Source organism: Streptococcus australis (assembly GCF_003943615.1).
GTDB classification, from domain to species: domain Bacteria; phylum Bacillota; class Bacilli; order Lactobacillales; family Streptococcaceae; genus Streptococcus; species Streptococcus australis_C.
Genome location: NZ_RJPZ01000009.1, coordinates 20,961 through 38,825, shown reverse-complemented (window position 1 = coordinate 38,825; position 17,865 = coordinate 20,961). Strand labels below are relative to the sequence as shown.

At 42.5% G+C, this 17,865-nt stretch carries 13 protein-coding genes; all 13 read right to left on the bottom strand.

Features of this window, described 5'->3' with window-relative positions; genetic code table 11:
• The coding region (locus tag D8785_RS09555; RefSeq protein ID WP_125375244.1) for a CshA/CshB family fibrillar adhesin-related protein at positions 1-3,168 on the bottom strand (3,168 nt) is incomplete at its 3' end.
• 244 nt (positions 3,169-3,412) lie between these two features.
• On the bottom strand, positions 3,413-4,252 hold the full coding sequence (locus D8785_RS09550; protein WP_125375243.1) for a thymidylate synthase: 840 nt from the start codon (positions 4,250-4,252) through the stop codon (positions 3,413-3,415).
• Between the two features lie 362 nt (positions 4,253-4,614).
• Complete coding sequence (locus tag D8785_RS09540; RefSeq protein ID WP_125375242.1) at positions 4,615-5,574, bottom strand: ROK family glucokinase; 960 nt, start codon at positions 5,572-5,574, stop codon at positions 4,615-4,617.
• Between the two features lie 134 nt (positions 5,575-5,708).
• Entirely contained in the window at positions 5,709-6,239 is a 531-nt protein-coding gene (locus D8785_RS09535) for a DUF308 domain-containing protein (RefSeq protein WP_125375241.1), read from the bottom strand.
• Positions 6,240-6,249: 10 nt separating this feature from the next.
• A complete protein-coding gene (locus D8785_RS09530) occupies positions 6,250-8,121 on the bottom strand; it encodes an ABC-F family ATP-binding cassette domain-containing protein (protein WP_125375240.1) in 1,872 nt (623 codons plus the stop codon).
• On the bottom strand, positions 8,118-9,338 hold the full coding sequence (locus D8785_RS09525; protein ID WP_125375239.1) for a CCA tRNA nucleotidyltransferase: 1,221 nt from the start codon (positions 9,336-9,338) through the stop codon (positions 8,118-8,120). The genes D8785_RS09530 and D8785_RS09525 overlap by 4 nt, the downstream gene beginning before the upstream one ends.
• A complete protein-coding gene (dapB, locus tag D8785_RS09520; RefSeq protein WP_125375238.1) occupies positions 9,335-10,102 on the bottom strand; it encodes a 4-hydroxy-tetrahydrodipicolinate reductase in 768 nt (255 codons plus the stop codon). Before dapB ends, D8785_RS09525 begins: the two co-directional genes overlap by 4 nt.
• A 9-nt stretch (positions 10,103-10,111) precedes the next feature.
• Positions 10,112-10,960 (bottom strand): DegV family protein, encoded by an 849-nt coding sequence (locus D8785_RS09515; RefSeq protein WP_125375237.1) that lies wholly within the window; start codon positions 10,958-10,960, stop codon positions 10,112-10,114.
• 3 nt (positions 10,961-10,963) lie between these two features.
• The gene (locus D8785_RS09510; protein ID WP_048690778.1) at positions 10,964-11,338 is read right to left on the bottom strand and encodes a DUF1149 family protein; all 375 of its coding nucleotides are present in this window, start codon (positions 11,336-11,338) and stop codon (positions 10,964-10,966) included.
• A gap of 297 nt (positions 11,339-11,635) precedes the next feature.
• A complete protein-coding gene (locus D8785_RS09495; RefSeq protein WP_125375236.1) occupies positions 11,636-13,603 on the bottom strand; it encodes a PTS fructose transporter subunit IIABC in 1,968 nt (655 codons plus the stop codon).
• Positions 13,600-14,511, bottom strand: a complete 912-nt coding sequence (pfkB, locus tag D8785_RS09490; RefSeq protein WP_125375235.1) for a 1-phosphofructokinase — start codon at positions 14,509-14,511, stop codon at positions 13,600-13,602. The genes D8785_RS09495 and pfkB overlap by 4 nt, the downstream gene beginning before the upstream one ends.
• Positions 14,508-15,251 carry a DeoR/GlpR family DNA-binding transcription regulator gene (locus D8785_RS09485; RefSeq protein ID WP_125375234.1) on the bottom strand — a complete coding sequence of 248 codons (744 nt, stop codon included), beginning with the start codon at positions 15,249-15,251 and terminating at the stop codon, positions 14,508-14,510. Before D8785_RS09485 ends, pfkB begins: the two co-directional genes overlap by 4 nt.
• A 329-nt stretch (positions 15,252-15,580) precedes the next feature.
• Positions 15,581-17,779 carry a CAP domain-containing protein gene (locus tag D8785_RS09480; protein WP_125375233.1) on the bottom strand — a complete coding sequence of 733 codons (2,199 nt, stop codon included), beginning with the start codon at positions 17,777-17,779 and terminating at the stop codon, positions 15,581-15,583.
• Positions 17,780-17,865: the final 86 nt, after the last annotated feature.

Sequence of the window (17,865 nt, the reverse complement as noted above, 5' to 3'; positions counted from 1 at the left end):
TGTCACTGCTGGTGCAGTTCCTACAAAGTTTGGTTCTGGAACGAATGTTACTGTTCCATCTGCTGCAACTGTAAATTTACCAACACCTTCAACAGTCTTAGTTGTTGAACCATCGTCAAATGTTGCTGGAACATCTTCGTTGATTGGAACAGTCTTTTCAACACCGTTAACTTCAACTGTACCACCCTTGAATTCAGGTTTACCTGTTTGTGTTGCACCTTGGATGTCTTTTGTTTCTGCTGGTGTTGCNGTTGGGGTTACTCCTACNACNGTTGGTGTGTACTTAGCTGTAGCAGTCTTAATGTACTCTTTTTGAATCTGACCATCTTTATTTCGTCCAACTGGCGCTGACAATGTAACTTCCACACCTTTGGCTGTACCAGTAAAGCTTGGTTCTGGATTGAATGTTACTTCTCCAGTTGAAGGATTAATAGTGTAAGTCCCTTCTCCTGCTACTGTTACAGATGGCTCATCAATCGTGCGACCTGTAGCTGGATCTACCAACTTAGCCGGGTATTCTGCACTTGGAGCAATAGAAATCTTATCACCAGCTGAGTTAGAAGCTGTTGTATTAAAGGTAGGTGTTTCTTTTTGAGTTGCACCTTGAATATCTTTAGAAGTCTTGTCAACTCCTTCAATGTCAATCGGTGTTACAGTAGGAACATATTGACCATCCATAGTATTTAATTGGCCATTCACATTAGGTTCTTGGTCTGGGAATTTTGTTGACCAACCAGTATCATAGCCATTATTATCTGAACGACGGATAGAGATACCATCAGCTGTTCCTAGGAAGTTATCTTCTGGAATAAACTCAACGTCTACATCTTTGCCCTTAGCAGTAATCTTGTACTTACCTTGTCCTTGAACGACGTAGTAACCGTCTGCATCAAGCGTTGCACGGTTACCATCTTTATCAACGATGTATGGTTCTACTGTCTCGTCGATAACTGCCTTAGAATCACGTTCATACTTGTGTTCACCACGAGCTGTAAAGGTTACTGTTGCTGTTTGTTTAGTAGCTTGAGGACCAGAAGTTTCCTTAAATTCCCCTTTTGGTGGGTGGGTGATTTGAGTTTTGAAGTCTTCTACTTCCCCTGAGAAGGCCATGCCAGTTGGGCTTTCGATCTCGTTCGCTTTCTTAGCGATACGAACACGAGCACCTAACTCTTTAACGCTTGGGTCGACGTAAGTCTTGCTGTTTGCAAAGGTCAACTCAACAGTGCCATCTTGTGTGATTGTAGCGAGATTTGAACGTTCATCCTCATCGAATTTACCATTTTGGTTAAAGTCTACCCAACCATAGATATGTGCTTCTGAAGCTCCATCCGTATGAGCTTGAACTGACATCTTGTAGTTCCCTGGTTTGGTACGGTCCATCTTGATCATCTCATTGGTTGTCCCTTTGAGGTTATCTGGAAGCAATTGATCAATTCCTTCATCGGCCGTAGTTGTCTTATCATCACCGAACCAGTCTTGAGTAGTGTTTTCATCCATATCTGGGCTTACGCTACCAAGATACGGTTGATTTACTTTAGCTCCAGTAACACCGTCAACAGTTGCAATGGTATGGACTGCCTTACCATATGACTCAGGAGCATCCCCTTCGTCAAGTGGGAAGAATCCTAGCATAGCAGACTGTTTACCACCTGAAGCGATATAAAGTCCCACTTCAGATGCTCCACGCGTCATTACGAGTGGAACTGTGTTATTACCTGCAGAAATATTTGGTCCAAAGATACCAGTTCCTAGACCACCTGTAACTTGGTCAGGATTTCCAAAGTACTTCCAAGCTACTGGTTTCTTTTCTGGTCCAACTTGAGTAGAATCACGAAGTTGTCTTAGGTTAATGTTATTATATTTAGGTTTAGGCCCCAAAAGGTTATCTGTATCTTGAGGAACGTAAGGTTCAGAGGTGGATGGTCTGGTAAATTTCTTCCATTCCCCAATGTGCTGCCAACCTTGTCCGTTGGTAGTGAACATAACAAATTCACCAGGGTTAGCAGACTCTCCATCAGCCATGACAACAGCCGGTTTAACTTTCTTTCCACGGAAGGTTGCAGAGATTTCAAACTGAACTCCAATATTTCCACCATTCATAGCTGAAGCCATGGTAGTCTTCTTGGTTTTCGTATCAACGTTTTCAAGTCTAATTTCAGTCCAATTATTTTGAGCATCAGCGACAACGTCGGCTTCTTCGCCATCATTAAAAGCTTTTTTAGCCCCTTTTGAAGTAACACCACTTACATAGCCATTTTTTGCATTTGGATCATAGGTTGCTTTTTCAGCTTCTGTAGCCCCTTGCTCTTCCATCCGTTTTTTATAGATTTCAGTCGCTTGGAAAGGTTTCAAGGATTTGACTTTTACAGTGACTACATAGCCAGGCATGATTTCCTTGGTATAGGTAGCCCCAACTTGAAGAGCTAGTTTTTCTTCTAAATTTTGATCAGGAAATTGGTCATTTTTAGGAACCATGACTTTTTTAGCCCCTGTCCAGTTGGCTACATCTCCAAAGTCCAACCAAGTAATCTGGCTAGTCAAAGATTTGGCATCAATATCTGTTGTAAAGCCAGGTTTTTCAACTTTCGGAGTTGAAGTTGCGTCTTCAACGTCATCCGCAATCAAGTTTGGATCATTAGGATCCCCAACAGCACGACGTGGGCGACGTTTACCAGAAGTTTCTGCTGTAACAGCTGGAGTTTCAGTTGCTAGTGCTTCGACACCTGCAGCTACTTCTTCTTTCTTATCAGTTGCAGTTGCTTCTGTTGCCTTGTTGCTTGGATTTGTTGAACCCTCAGCTACTGCAGGAGTTGCTACTGCTGGTTTTTCTTCAGTCGTAGCTGCAGTTGTTGGTTCAGTAGTTGTTGTTGGTGTTGCAGTTACTGGTGCTTCAGCATTGTAAGTCTTAGATGAAGTTGAAGCTTCACTTGTTGTAGCAGTGTTCGCTTCAGTTGTTGTAGAAGCAGGAGCTTCTGTTGGTGTAGCAGGTTGAGCCCCTTCTTCTATTGCCTTTGCAACAGTTGCTGGGTTCTCTGCGTTTTCTTCGGCTGCTACGCTAGACGCTGTACCAACCATAACGAGTGTTCCTAAAAGGACAGAGCAAACTCCGACATTCAATTTACGAATCGAAAATCTGCTAATGCGATCATTAAATAAATCTTTGCCCATATTTTCCTCCATAATTTTTTTCAATTAATAAGCTAATTTATTGGCCTATATTTTAAACCTTTTATATTCTATCAGATTAATTTAAATTATCAAAGCGAAATAACTCAAAAAAACTAATCATTTTTAAAATTTTTGATGAAATTACTAACCGGTAGATTTAAAAAATAGGAAGTAGGGTTCAATTATGTGAAAATTTTTAAATTTTCTTCCTATCTATATTGATAGTGTTTTCTACTAACACTCTCTATATAGCCAAATCAAACTTCAACTGAGGTTTGACAGGATCATAATCCTCCAATACAAAATCCTCAGCTTTGATCTCAAAGAAATTGGTGCCATCTGGTACGTTTAAGACCAAACGTGGATGGCAAACAGAGGGCTCACGCCGAAGCAACTCCTCCGCCTGTTCGAATTGGTTATCATAGATGTGCAGGTTGTTAATAAAGTAAAAGAACTTACCAACCTTCCAACCAAAGTGCTTAGCGATCATCATCTGAAGAGCTACATACTGCATGGCATTGATATGGTGTGCCACCAACATGTCATTGGAACGTTGGGTCAAGGTTGCATCCAGATAGATGTCCCCATCGACACGACGTACATCAAACATGGTTTGAAAGGCACAAGGTAAGAGCCCTTCACTCTCCTCAAAGGCTTGGTAGTCCCAAAGGGAAATGATATTGCGTCGATTCCAAGGATTGGCTTCCAGCTGTTTGAGAATCTTGTTGATAATATCGTGCTTTTTAACGACTGCACCATACCGCTCTCCAATTGTTCCCGTGTCTCCCACTTCCCAGTCATTCCAGTAATGAACTTGGTACTTGTCATTTAGGAGTTCCAAACTATTGGACTGATCCTGATAAATCCAGAGCATTTCCTTGATGGCCGATTTAATAGCGATAGGACGAAGAGTCGTAATAGGGAACTCACCTTTGGCTAAGTCAAACTCCATAAATGCCCCAGTGATGTACTTGGAATTGGCAGTTGTACCATCCTTGTACTTAGGCCGAGCCTGCTCAGACCAGACACCTTCTTCCATTATTCTTCTAATATTTTCTTTAAAAAGGATATCTGCTTTTGTCATTCATTCTCCTTAAATACTGTAATACCTACATTATAACATAGGATAAATAAAAAGGGAGTGGGAAAGAACTTCGCAAAATAAAAATGGTTGAAAAGGTTCCCCAAACCTTTTCAATCTTCCCACACCCGCATAGCTTCAACAGTCTGGGAGACTGTTGAAGGTTGCAGATAAAGGAAACTTTGTTTCCCTCATTAGGTCATCTTTGAAGCTTAAAAGCGAACAAATACTAAGGAAACTTGCTTCACAAGTTTAATCCGCCACCTCAAAGCAGTACTTTGAGCAATCAACCACTGCGTCTTGCTGTTATTGCTATCAAACATCAAAGACTGGACAATTTTTGCCCAGCCTCTTTCTCATAAATTCTATTGTAGGACAAGTGACGCAGCTCCAATAACTCCTGCATCATTTCCAAGATTAGCAAGCACCAATTGAGTTGAGGTACGTACTTGTGGGAAGGTATTTTTATCAAAGACCTTTTGAACCCCATCCAAAAGGAATTGACCTGCTGCTGATACACCACCACCGATGACGATGTTCGCTGGGTTCAAGACACTTGCGATGTTGGCACAAGCAATACCCAAGTATTGAGAGAAATGACGGTAGACAATCAAGGCCAACTCATCCCCATCTTTAGCCAAATCAAAGACAGTCTTAGCTGTAACATCTTCCCCATCGTCAATCAAGCGTTTCAACTCCGCATCTCCTGCATATTCATCTGCATAGCGACGAGTCAAATTGACAATACCAGTTGCTGAAGCTACTGTTTCCAAGCAACCTTTCTTACCACAGGTACAATCAAATGGACGATCGAAGTCTACTGTGATATGACCAAGCTCACCAGCTACACCACCAGCACCGTGCAAGAGTTTTCCTTCCGCCACGATACCACCACCAACACCTGTACCAAGTGTCATGAAGACGACGTCTGGTTGATTTTCGCCAGCACCTTTCCATCGTTCACCAAGGGCAGCAACGTTAGCGTCATTGTCGATGAAGAAAGGAATTCCCAAGGCAGACTCAATATCTTTCTTGATTGGCTGAAGAGTCTTCCAGTTAAGGTTATAGGCCCCGATCACAGTTCCTTCAAAGCGGTCGACTGCACCTGGAGAACCCATCCCAATCCCAATAAAATCTTCTGCAGATAAGTTTAACAATTCCAAGCGGTGTTGGATAGAAGCGATGATATCAGGAACGATGTGGCTTCCTTCATCGAGGATGTTGGTCTTGATAGACCACTTCTCTTGAATTTCTCCTTCTTGCGTCAAAATAGCGAATTTGACAGATGTTCCACCTAAGTCAATACCAATAATTTTTTTGGACATTTTACACTCCTTTGTTCCTATTCTCTTGACACTAGTATACCAAAATGTGAAAAGGGTTTCAATTGTTTTTCAAGATTTCTCTCAATTTCATTTGCAAAAAAACAACCTATCTGCAAAAACACAGACAGATTTCTTTACTCTTCGTTATGAAGTTTTAAAAAGAGTCTCAAGGATTGAACGCCAATTATAAAAAAGAACAATCCCAAAATATGTAACAAGAAGACACTAATCGATAGAGGACTGACAATAAGAAACAATCCTATAAACAGTTGAATGAGCCCCCAAAAAGTAAACTTCTTGGATAATTCTTCCGATCGTTTGGAAAGATAGTGTGCCTTACGCAAACTCAAGGCAGACTTATATAAGAGCCAAATTCCAAGTGTCATTGGAAAGACAATCGGCAAGGTCTTGTAGCCATACAACAAGAGATAGACCGCAAAGACTAGTGAGACCGCACTTTGGAACAAATAAGGATCTGACAAGGTCGCTTGGGTCCGTAGACGGTAGTAGCGCGACAAACGCGAAACTGAAATCAAGAAAAAGCCCAGTGAAATCAACCAACTAAAGGTGGCAATCTTTTCGATCGGATTCACAAAGAGAATAAATCCAATACCGCAAAATAAAAATGATGACAGTAATAGACTATATTTACTAAAATGGTGCATTCTTCCTCCTTTAGTTTTCTGCCAACTCGCTCAAGTACTCATACCGTTCATACTTGGCTAAGAGTTGCTCATTTTCTTCATCCATCTGACGTTGAAGATTGGCCAACTTCCCGAAGTCAGAACCATACTCATTCATCTCAGCCTCGATAGTTGCAATCTTGTTTTCAATCGCTTCGATCTCACTCTCAATGGTCGCCCACTCCTGCTTTTCCTGGTAGCTCATCCGTTTCTTCTCTTCCCGGACCTTCACCACCTTTTCTTTTTCAGGCTTACTGTTTTCAGCAACCATTTCTAGCTCAAACTTTTTCTCATCTAGGTAATCTGTATAATTTCCAAAGAATTCGCGAATACCACCATTTTCAAAAGCTAGAATTTTAGAAGCAACCTTGTCTAGGAAATAGCGATCATGACTAACCGTGATAACTGGTCCACCAAAGCCTTGTAGGAAGTTCTCTAACACCGTTAAAGTTGCGATATCCAAATCATTGGTCGGCTCGTCCAGAAGCAAAACATTTGGTTTTTCGATGAGAAGTTTCAAGAGATAGAGTCGTTTTTTCTCACCACCAGAAAGTTTCTCAATCAAGGTACCATGAGTCGAACGTGGGAAGAGAAATTGCTCCAGTAGCTCCGCAATCGAGGTAGAGCCTGCGCTAGTCTTGACCTCTTCCGCTACTTCTTGCAGGAAGTTGATCATCCGCTTGCTTTCATCCAAACCTTCGATCTGCTGCGAGAAGTAAGCAATTCTCACCGTTTCTCCGATAACAACCTTCCCAGCAGTCGGTTGGAGTTGACCGGCAATGAGATTGAGGAGGGTCGATTTCCCAACCCCATTATCTCCCACAATTCCGATCCGATCCTTATTTTGAACCAAGAGATTAAACTGCTGTAGAATCGGGCCTTGGTCATAGGCAAAATCAACATCTTGAAATTCAATGACTTTCTTACCGATCCGACTGGTTTCAAAGGACATTTCCAGATCTGTTTCTGTAGTCTGGTGAGATAAGTCCTTCTTGAGGTCGTGGAAGCGATTGATCCGCGCCTGTTGCTTAGTTGCACGCGCCTGCGGTTGCCGACGCATCCAGGTCAATTCCTGCTTATAGAGTTGCTGCTTCTTGTGAATGAGGGCTGCATCTCGCTCGTCCTGCTCAGCTTTCAAGCGGACATAATCCTGGTAGTTTCCTTGGTATTCAACCAGACCAGCACGATCCAGTTCAAAAATTCGAGTTGAAATATTATCCAAGAAATAACGGTCATGGGTGATAAAAAGAACGGTTTTCTTAGAGTTTTTGAGAAAATTGGTCAACCATTCGATGGTATCAATATCCAAATGGTTGGTTGGTTCATCTAGCAGGAGCAAATCATGGTCTCCTAGGAGAACCTGTGCTAGCTGGACACGGCGACGCAACCCTCCAGACAAACTACCAACCTTAGCAGATAGATCCTGAATCCCCAGTTTAGTCAGAACTGTTTTGACCTGGCTTTCGATTTCCCATGCATTGAGAGAATCCATCTCTGCCATCACTTTTTCCAGTTTAGCTTGCTGACTCTCATCGTACTGGCTCGTCAACAGTTCATACTGACGAATCAATTGGAGTTCTTTCACATCTTCTGACAGCACTGTATCGAGGACAGTTTTGTTATCATCAAATTGAGGTTCTTGAGTGAGATAGCCAATCTTATAATCATTCTTTGCAGAAAAAGGAGAACGATCTCCGTCATAGCCTGAACGACCAGATAAAACATCTAAGAGAGTTGTTTTCCCTGTCCCATTGACACCGATTAGTCCAATCCGATCGAGCTCATGAATGATAAAAGAAATATCCTTAAAGACCGTTTTATCCCCGACGGACTTGGTTAGTTTTTCAACGATAAAATCGCTCATGCTTCCCCCTTCTTATCTTTAAGATAGTGGCTCAAAAAATCCCCAATCGCTACTTTGTTATTCTCCAATACTCCATCTACAATGGCCCATTCAATGGCAGAAAGCACTTGTCCTAGAGCGGGACCTGGTTTTAAGCCGTATTCCTTCATCAGCATTCCACCGTTGACCACCATTTCGTGCTTATCATGAATAGCTAGAGAATCATACAACTCCTCAATAACTTGGAAATCTACTGGCAATCCATGAGCCTGACGTAGTTCTTCCGCTGATAAGAGCAGAGACTTATCGTAGCGGTAGACGTCCCGACGATTTAAACAAGCCTTTTCTCGTAAGCGGTAGATTTCAACCAACTGCTCCACCTTCTTAGCGAAGTCACGAGACGTTTTCCATTTCTTGAAAAACGCAGAAACCTCATTCTCATCTAAGGTCAAAAGTAAGGCAGCCCACGCTTGCTCGGAACTCGTAAAGTTATAGTCCATCTTTAGCTGGAACAGTTTCTCTAGTGAGGAGCGACTATTATGCATAAGAGGAAGATACTGATAGCTATGGCTAGCAATCACCCCTTCTAAGCCCTTGCGCCAATAAGGAGCTAAGAGGAGCTTATCTAACTCAATGAAGACACGCTCGACAGAGATCTTTTCTAACAAGGGGGCGCAATCTGTCATGGCCTTAAAAGTCTCTTCTTCTAGATCAAAGCCAAGACTGGCTTGAAAACGAAATCCACGCATGATCCGAAGAGCATCCTCGTTAAAGCGTTCTGTCGCCACTCCAACAGCCCTTAAAATCCGATTCTCCAAATCTTCCAGGCCATTGAATAGGTCGATAATTTCCCCTTCTTCACTCAAAGCAAAGGCATTGACAGTAAAATCTCGGCGCTTGAGATCTTCCTCTAGCGAGCGAACAAAACTTACCGAGCTGGGTCTCCGATAATCCACATAGATATCCTCTGTCCGAAAGGTCGTAATTTCATATTCCTGATGGTTCTCAAGTACCAGGACCGTCCCGTGTTCAATCCCGACATCAATGGTCCGCTCGAAAATAGCCTTAGTCTCTTCTGGGTAAGAAGAGGAAGCGATATCTACATCGTGGATGGGACGACCTAAAATGGCATCTCGCACAGAGCCCCCGACGAAATAAGCTTCATACCCAGCTTTTCGAATCTTTTCTAATATTGGCAAAGCCTCCTGAAATTCAGAAGGCAGTTTTTTTAATCTCATAATAGATGTTCTAAACCATAGACAAGCTCATGACGCTTGACTACTTCTTTTACTCCTAGATTAACCCCTGTCATGAAGGACACCCGATCATAGGAATCGTGGCGTAAGGTCAATCCTTCTCCTTGACTACCGAAAATCACTTCTTGGTGGGCTACCAGACCAGGCAAGCGAACCGAATGGATATGCATCCCTTGATAGTTGGCACCGCGAGCACCTGGCAGACTTTCTTCTTCATCCGGCGCACCCTGCTCTTGTGGTTGACGGACCTGACTGATCAGCTCAGCCGTCTTCACAGCAGTCCCACTCGGTGCATCCTTCTTCTTATCATGGTGCAGTTCGATAATCTCTACATTCGGAAAGTATTTAGCTGCCTGCGCTGCAAATTGCATGAGCAAGACCGCCCCAATGGCAAAGTTTGGCGCGATGAGCCCTCCAATATTCTTCTCGCGAGACAAATCAATCAAGTCAGTGATTTCTTCTGTTGTAAATCCTGTCGTCCCAACCACAGGCGACAATCCATGCTCCAAAGCAAAGCGGGTATGTTCATAGGCAACTTTAGGGATGGTAAAGTCAATCCACACATCCGCTTCCAGCATCAAAATCCCTTCCTTATCCTGAAAGACTGGAACACCCGCCAACTCCTTTTCAGACGCATGGGGATCAATCAAGCCAACTAGTTCAAGCTCAGGATCTTCTAACACCATTTGATAAGCTACTTGGCCCATTCTACCTTTAAAACCTGCAATCACTACTTTAATTGGCATGTTTTCTCCTTATATTTTCGGTACAAAACTAATAGCAACGCTATGATTCCCTAAGTGCGTACCAATGACACTGCCAAAGGTCGCAAATGGAATCTCACCCGAAAAACCATCTTGATGAAGAATATCGCGAAGAGTTTCAGCTTTATCCAGTGCATTCCCATGAATGATAATGATTTGATAGTCTTTATCCGCGGTTCCTTCTTTGACAATCTCAGCTAAGCGTTTGATTGCTTTTTTCTCTGTACGAACTTTCTCATACACTTCAATCACGCCTTCCTCGTTAAAATAGAGGATTGGCTTGATGCTGAGAAGATTCCCAAGGATGGCAGCTCCATTAGAAAGACGGCCCCCTTTGACCAAATGGTTGAGATCATCTACCATGATATAGGCAGAAGTCCCATCGATTTGCATCTGGATATTGGCTAGAATTTCTTCAAATGACCGACCTTCTCTTGACCATTTGACTGCTTCTTCAGCCATCCATCCAAGCGGAGCACTGGTAATCTTAGAATCTGGAAAAGCGATGGTTAGATTCGGGAACTCATCCTTCAAGTACTGGATATTCTGATAGAAACCAGAAATCCCTGAAGATAGGAAAATCCCTAAAACATGGGTATAGCCTTCAGATTCTAGTTGTGGTAAGAGTTCTTCTAATTCTGCGATACTAGGTTGACTAGTTTTCGGAAGTTCAGATGAAGCTTCCATCTTTTGATAGAACTCTTCTGCTGTCAGGTTTTTACCTTCTACGTAAGACACTCCATCAATGACAACTGGAATATCTAGGACAAATAAATTATCGTGTCCTCTTGATTCATCTGATAGATAGGCAGATGAATCTGTGATGACTGCTAATTTCATGCATTAAAACTCCAAATTGATCCCTGGTAAATCAAGGGCGATTTCAGTAACTTCATAAGTCAAACGGTTCAGCATATTCAAGCAAGGACGAGCTAGTTCTTCCACTTCTTCTTTGCTGAATTCGCTTGGCTCGCCGACTAAACGATTGTGAATGTGGTTGATTTGAGTAATGGTCCCACTGATGACAAAGCCATCAAAGACAATCATATAGGTCAAAATAACGATTAGAGAGGTTGTCTTTAACTCTGTATCGCGTTGAATCAATTGAAAGTTGACATCTACTTTTGTCTCGGGAGTACCATTTTCTTTTTCCCATTCAAAGTTACGAGCATCATAATGATATTGGCTGACGAATTCTTTTTCACGTTGGATATCCATACTTGTTCTCCTAAAAATAAGCGTTATGAAAATTATACCACAAATTAAATCAAGATTCTATTGCAGAATTATGACTTTTCACTCCGTTTTCTATCAAAAAAACAAGAAAAGAGAGTGGGACAGAAATCGGTCATTCGTTAGAATTCGATTTCGTCGTCCCACCTCCGCACAGTTGAGTAGGGCTGTAAAAGCTGATGAAATCAGCGTAGTAGAGCCCACTCAACCACTGCGTCTTGCTCGACAATTCAAAGACAATTGAGAGGCTAGGACTTTTGTCCCAGCCTCTTTTATGTATGATTAGTTTTTAGGTTTGCGAAGCAAGCCGAACAAGATACCACTTACGACTGCACCGATCAATACAAACAAGATGTAAAGAAGTGGATTTGAAGTAAGGGCGATGACGAAGATTCCTCCGTGAGGAGCCATGAGTTTCAAACCTGCGAGTCCAACAAGAGCACCAGTCAAGGCTGAACCTGCGACGAAGCTTGGGATGGCACGAGCTGGGTCAGCTGCACCGAAAGGAATGGCACCTTCTGTGATGAAGGAAAGACCCATAACAATGTTTGTCAAACCAGAATCGCGTTCTTCTTGTGTGAATTTATCTTTGAACAAAACGGTTGCCACAAATACTGCCAATGGAGGAACCATCCCAGCTGCCATAACGGCTGCCATAACAATAGAACCACCTGAAGCAACAGATTCAGCAAGTGTACCTGTAGCGAAGACATAAGCGGCTTTGTTAACTGGTCCACCCATATCGACAGCCATCATACCACCGACGAGAAGGCCAAGAAGGACAGCTGAGCTACCTGACAAGCTTGAAAGGAAATTGTTAAGACCAGTATTGATAGCAGCCATTGGAATATTGATGAGGAACATCAAGAATCCTGTCAAACCAACACCAAGTAATGGCAAGAGAAGGATGGAACGGATACCATCAAGAGAACGCGGAAGGCCTGCAAGAGCTTTACGAAGAACTAGAATCACTCCACCTGCAAGGAAACCACCTACCAAAGCTCCAAGGAAACCAGATGATACAGCTGCTGGTAATTCACCTTTCGCAGCACCGAAAGCGATGTTGCCAAATGCTGACCCTGAGCTAGCAATAGATCCTGCGATAAACCCAGCTACAAAACCAGGTTTTTCAGCGATGGAGAATCCGATGTAACCTGCGAGTACAGGAAGCATGAATCCAAAGGCTGCACCACCGATTGTTTTAAATTGAGCTGCTAATTCATGGTATGAACCAAGTTGAGACAATTGATCTTGAGGAACTCCAAGAATTTGGTCAATCAAGAAGGCAAGGGCGATCAAGATCCCACCACCAATAACGAATGGAAGCATTTGAGAAACCCCACTCATCAAGTGTTTATAGAAGGCCCCACCCAAGCTCAATTTTTCTTGGCTAGCGCTAGCTTCTGCTGTATTTTCAGCGTGGAAGACATCTGCTTTGCCGTCTAAGATGGTTTGGATCAATTCTTCTGTCTGACGGATACCAGCTGCGACTGGTTTAGAGATCAACTTTTTGCCATTGAAACGAGCTGTTTCAACTGCTTTATCCGCGGCAATGATCACCCCTTCAGCTTTGGCGATTTCTTCTGCTGTCAAGCGGTTGCCGACACCTGATGCACCGTTGGTTTCAACACGAACTGTAACACCCATTTCTTCACCTTTTTTGATGAGGGCTTCTTCTGCCATGTAAGTGTGGGCGATACCAGTTGTACATGCTGTAACGGCAACGATCAGTGGTTTGTCAGATGAAGCAGCTTCTTTGACTGCTTCTGCTTTTTTCGCTTCGTCAGCTGCAGCTTCTTGCTCTTCTGCGTCGAAAACTGCGATCACTTGATCAGGAGTGTTTGCTTGGCGAAGTTTGTCTGCAAATCCTGGTTTCATCAAGTACTTAGACAATTCAGCAAGGGCTGCCAAGTGAGTGTCGTTTGCCCCTTCTGGAGCTGCAATCATGAAGAACAAGTCCGTTGGTTGACCATCCAGCGATGCATAGTCAACACCCTTGTTTGATTTTGCAAACAAGACCGTCGCTTCTTTGACAGCTTCATTTTTGCTGTGAGGCATAGCGATTCCTTCACCCAAACCAGTGGAAGTTTGCGCTTCACGGCTCATGATTCCAGTCTTGAAAGTTTCAAAATCTGTCACCACACCATTGTCGACGAGCGATTGGACCATCTCATTGATCACGCCCTCTTTATCTGTTGCCTGAAGATTAAACAACATCACGTTTTTATTTAAAACGTCTTGAATTTTCATAGTTTTTCTACCTCTACTTTTTCATAAGTTTCTTTAATATAGTCCGCTCTCGCCAAATCATCTGAGAAGGTGGTCGCTGTTCCACAAGCCACGCCCCATTTGAAGGCTTCGATGACATCTCCTGTTGTTGCGAGTTTCCCAGTGAAGCCTGCGACCATGGAATCACCAGCACCGACAGAGTTCTTCACCTGTCCTTTGATGGGTTTTGCGAAGTAAGTACCACTTGGACTGACTAGAAGAGCTCCATCACCTGCCATGGAAATAATGACGTTTTGTGCTCCTTTGGCCAAGATTTCTTTGGCGTAGCGTTCAATTTCTGGTAATTCCGTCAAGGTCACTCCAAAAATAGCTCCCAATTCATGGTTGTTTGGTTTGACCAATTGGGGATTAAACTCCAAGGAATCAATCAAGGTTTGCCCTTCAAAGTCGCAAACGACTTGCGCTCCTGTCGCACGGGTTGCTGCAATTAGTTCCTTGTAGATAGCATTTCCAAGTGAAGATGGGGCAGAACCTGCAAAAACTACCACATCATCTGCTGTCAAGCTGGATAGGATGCTGAGCAATTCTTGCAACTGACCTTCTGTCACCTCTGGACCATTTCCATTGATCTCTGTTTCCTCATCGGCTTTGATCTTGACATTAATCCGGGTATCTTGGTCCACGTTCACAAAGTTGGTTGAAATAGCTTCGCTCGTAAGGACATCTTCGATGAAGCGTCCGGTAAAACCACCGATAAACCCAGTTGCTGTGTTCTCAATATCGAGTCGCTTTAAGACACGACTGACATTGATTCCCTTACCACCGGCGAATTTATCTTCCGAAGCCATCCGATTGACCGCCCCTGTCTCTACATGATCGAGACGGACAATATAGTCGATGGCAGGGTTCAGTGTTACTGTATAAATCAAACCTCTATAACCTCCGTTTTCTCTTTTAATTTAGAAAGGATTTCCGTATCCGAAGTATTAGTAATAATGGTTGCTCTCTTAACTGGAGCTACCTTGGCAAAAGACGTCCTCCCAAGTTTCGACGAGTCTAGGAGAATATAAGTATTCTTAGCATTCTCTATAATGGCGCGTTTGACGGCCCCCTCTTCAAGATCCGGTGTGCTGTATGACTCTAAATCGACGCCATTCATTCCAATAAAAGCTCGATCGAAGCTCAACTGGCCGATTTGATTCAAGGCCATTCCTCCGATACTGGCATCCGTGGAAGTTTTAACCATCCCCCCAATGATAACCGTTGGAATGTCTCTCTCTACCAGACTAGCCGCATGGTGGATGGAATTGGTCACAACTGTTACGGTTGGGTTGGCCAATTCATGAACCAATAATTCATTGGTGGTTCCTGCATCGATAAAGACAACTTCAAAATCTTTGATCAATTCTGCCGCTTTCTTTGCAATGGCAGATTTTTCTTGCACGTTTTTGATTGATTTGTCTTTATTGCTTTCTTCTTCCTGCAAGGAATGAAGACTTTCAGCCCCACCGTGAATTCGTCTCAGTTTATTCTCAGCTTCTAATTCATCCAAATCGCGTCGAATCGTTGATTCCGAAGAGTTGAGCTCTTTTACCAAGTCTTCCAACGAGACGATCCGCTCTTTGATTACCTTTTCTAAAATGATGTGTTTTCGTTCAGATTTTAACATAGAACCTCCATTCGGAAACGATTACAAAGACTATTATACTCTCTTGTTTTAAAAAGTCAAGCACTAAATGTCATTTTCTTTCACTTTCTATCATCATTAATTACTGGAGAAATTTTATTTCTAATTCTATATATAAAGTTCTTAGTTATTTGACTGCCATACTTGGCGCTAAGAAAGATTGAATTTCTTATGAACAAAAAGAAGATACCTATCAGATACCTTCTTTTTTAGTCTAAAATACTTTTCTTATAAGAAAAATTTAAAAATGTTTTCTACTTTAGTGTAATTCTGGCTCAAGTTAAACAAATTTATAATTGAACCTGCTTATTTCATTTAAACCCAAGTCCTCGGAACCATTTAGATAATCCCTTTTTACTCTTTGCTTCTTCTCTTCCTGCAGTTTCTTGAAAGTCATCTTCAGCTTGTAACGAATTCTCTGTTTGACTAGAATCATGTGGAGAAAGTTGAGCCGGATAAGTTCCTTCTTCCTCTCCTGCTACTGCAGATTTTTCTTCATCTTCACTTGACTGAATCTTCTCTATCCGATTTCTAAAATCACTAGCTTCTTTTTGATAAGTCATAAAGGTTTCAAACTCTGCCTCAAATTGTACTTTTTTCTCCTCGACTTCAGTTTTAGCAGAGGCAAGCAAGGCTTGCGCATCTACTAGCAATTCAGACGAATCGGTGAACATCTTTAGACGCCCTTTGGCTTGTGCTAATTGATTTTTTGCAAGTTGAAGTTGTGCATGTGCACTTTCAAGCTTAGATGCAGTGTCTCTCGCTGCACTTCGAAAAACTTCTAATTGCTTTTTATCTTCTTCTAATGCTAAAGTGGCAATTTCCAAAGCCTTTTCTTTTGGGATAATCGCTCCTTGAATACGAGCTCGTGAAACTGCCAGTGAACTTGCTGCTTCCTTGGCTTCTGTCGACGCAGCCTGCCATTTCTTCATTGCTAAAGCTAGCTTGCTTTGAGCACGCGCTAGTAGTTGCTCATGACTTGCAAGAGAAGTCTTGACATCGAATAAATGACCAGAAAGGATATTGATGCGGGATTCTTGATTTGTTCTTTCAACTTTTAGACTCTCTAAAGCATTTTTGACAGTCTTTACATCTGCTTTTGTCGTCCTTGCATTGGCAACGTTTCTCACCCACTTAGTCAGTTCTCCACTGCTATAAAGGGGGGATGACTCTTCAAAGAAAGCTACTTGAGATACCTCTAAATCTGGATCATAGGCAACTGAAATGGCCTTATATTGATTCCCCATCATTTGGACATAGTGTCCAATCTTAGCAAATAACTCCGCTCCCACTTTCTTAGAGATTTGGCTAGGATCTAGTTGACTTTCATCTATTGGTAAAACGTATTGATGAGCAATTTGATGATACAGTTCCTTTTCACTATACCAGAAGGCAACAGCCTCCCTAGGCCGATAGCCCCAAGCAATCAATTCATTCTCTTGCCAGTTGGACAGGGCTTGTCCATGGTTTTGATGATAGTGCGTTTGAAGTTGACTAACCGGTAATTGATAAGGAGCGACTAAGAGCTCACCTAAACCTGCCTGGCGACGGTACTGATTAATGGTATCTACAATTTCTAACGCTTTTAGGACGTTATCTAATCTAGTGGCCTTTCCACCTGTCAGCTGGTCCTCTACACGCCCACGATGATAAAGCGACATAGCTTCAACAGCGCCTTGGTCACCAGCCTTGGCCCACTCCTCTAACAAAGTCTCATAGCTTGTCTGTTGAAGATTGATTGGACTAGCCATGGCCGCTTCACGGACTTTTTCTAACTCTACTAATTTTTGGGAGATTTGATAAGTTAATTTTTCAACTTCCTTCTGTACTCCTTCAATTTCACTGGAAACTTGCTTTAAAACCTGGGGAGCTTTGGCATGAGTGTCTGTCAGATTAAGCACTAAGGCTTGAGCTATTTTTAATTCGTTTTGCGCCTGCTCCTCTTTTAACTGTGCCTGTGCTAATACTGTCTCATCGTTCTGGATGGGTTGTTTGGCTTTTCTTAATTCATTTCCTGCGATATCAACAAGTAACTGCTGGGCAGCAATTTTATTCTCTTGACTCTTTATGGCAGAACGAACTTGGCTATCAGACTCACTTGCTTGGCGTACCTTTTCTTGTTCTAGAGTAACAACTGCCTCAGCAACCGCAATTTCATTTTCAGTTTTGCCAAGGGATGTTTGATTGGATTCTTCAATCATCGTTTCAGTTGTCTCTAGGTTTGCTTCAGCAGCTTCCAGACCAGATTTGGCGACATTGTATTCAGATTGAGCCTGGTTCAGACGTAACCGTTGGTCTTCGACCCTTTTTTCAGCTTTTTGCAATTGGTCATGTAAGATATTTTTATCCATAAAACTTGAATCCATTTCAGTCACATCCGTCGATTGCTGATCAGTAGCATCGTTCTGGACAATCTCTTCAGCCTGTGCCTTATGACCGGACAAACCTGAAAAGAGGGTTGTCGCTGCGACACCCGTTGTAAAGACTGATTTTCCTATTTTTTTGCCCATTGCAAACACCACCAACACTTTTTCATATCTGTTATCTCTCCATAAGGATACCACATTTTGTTACCAATAACTAGTAGGATGAGGAA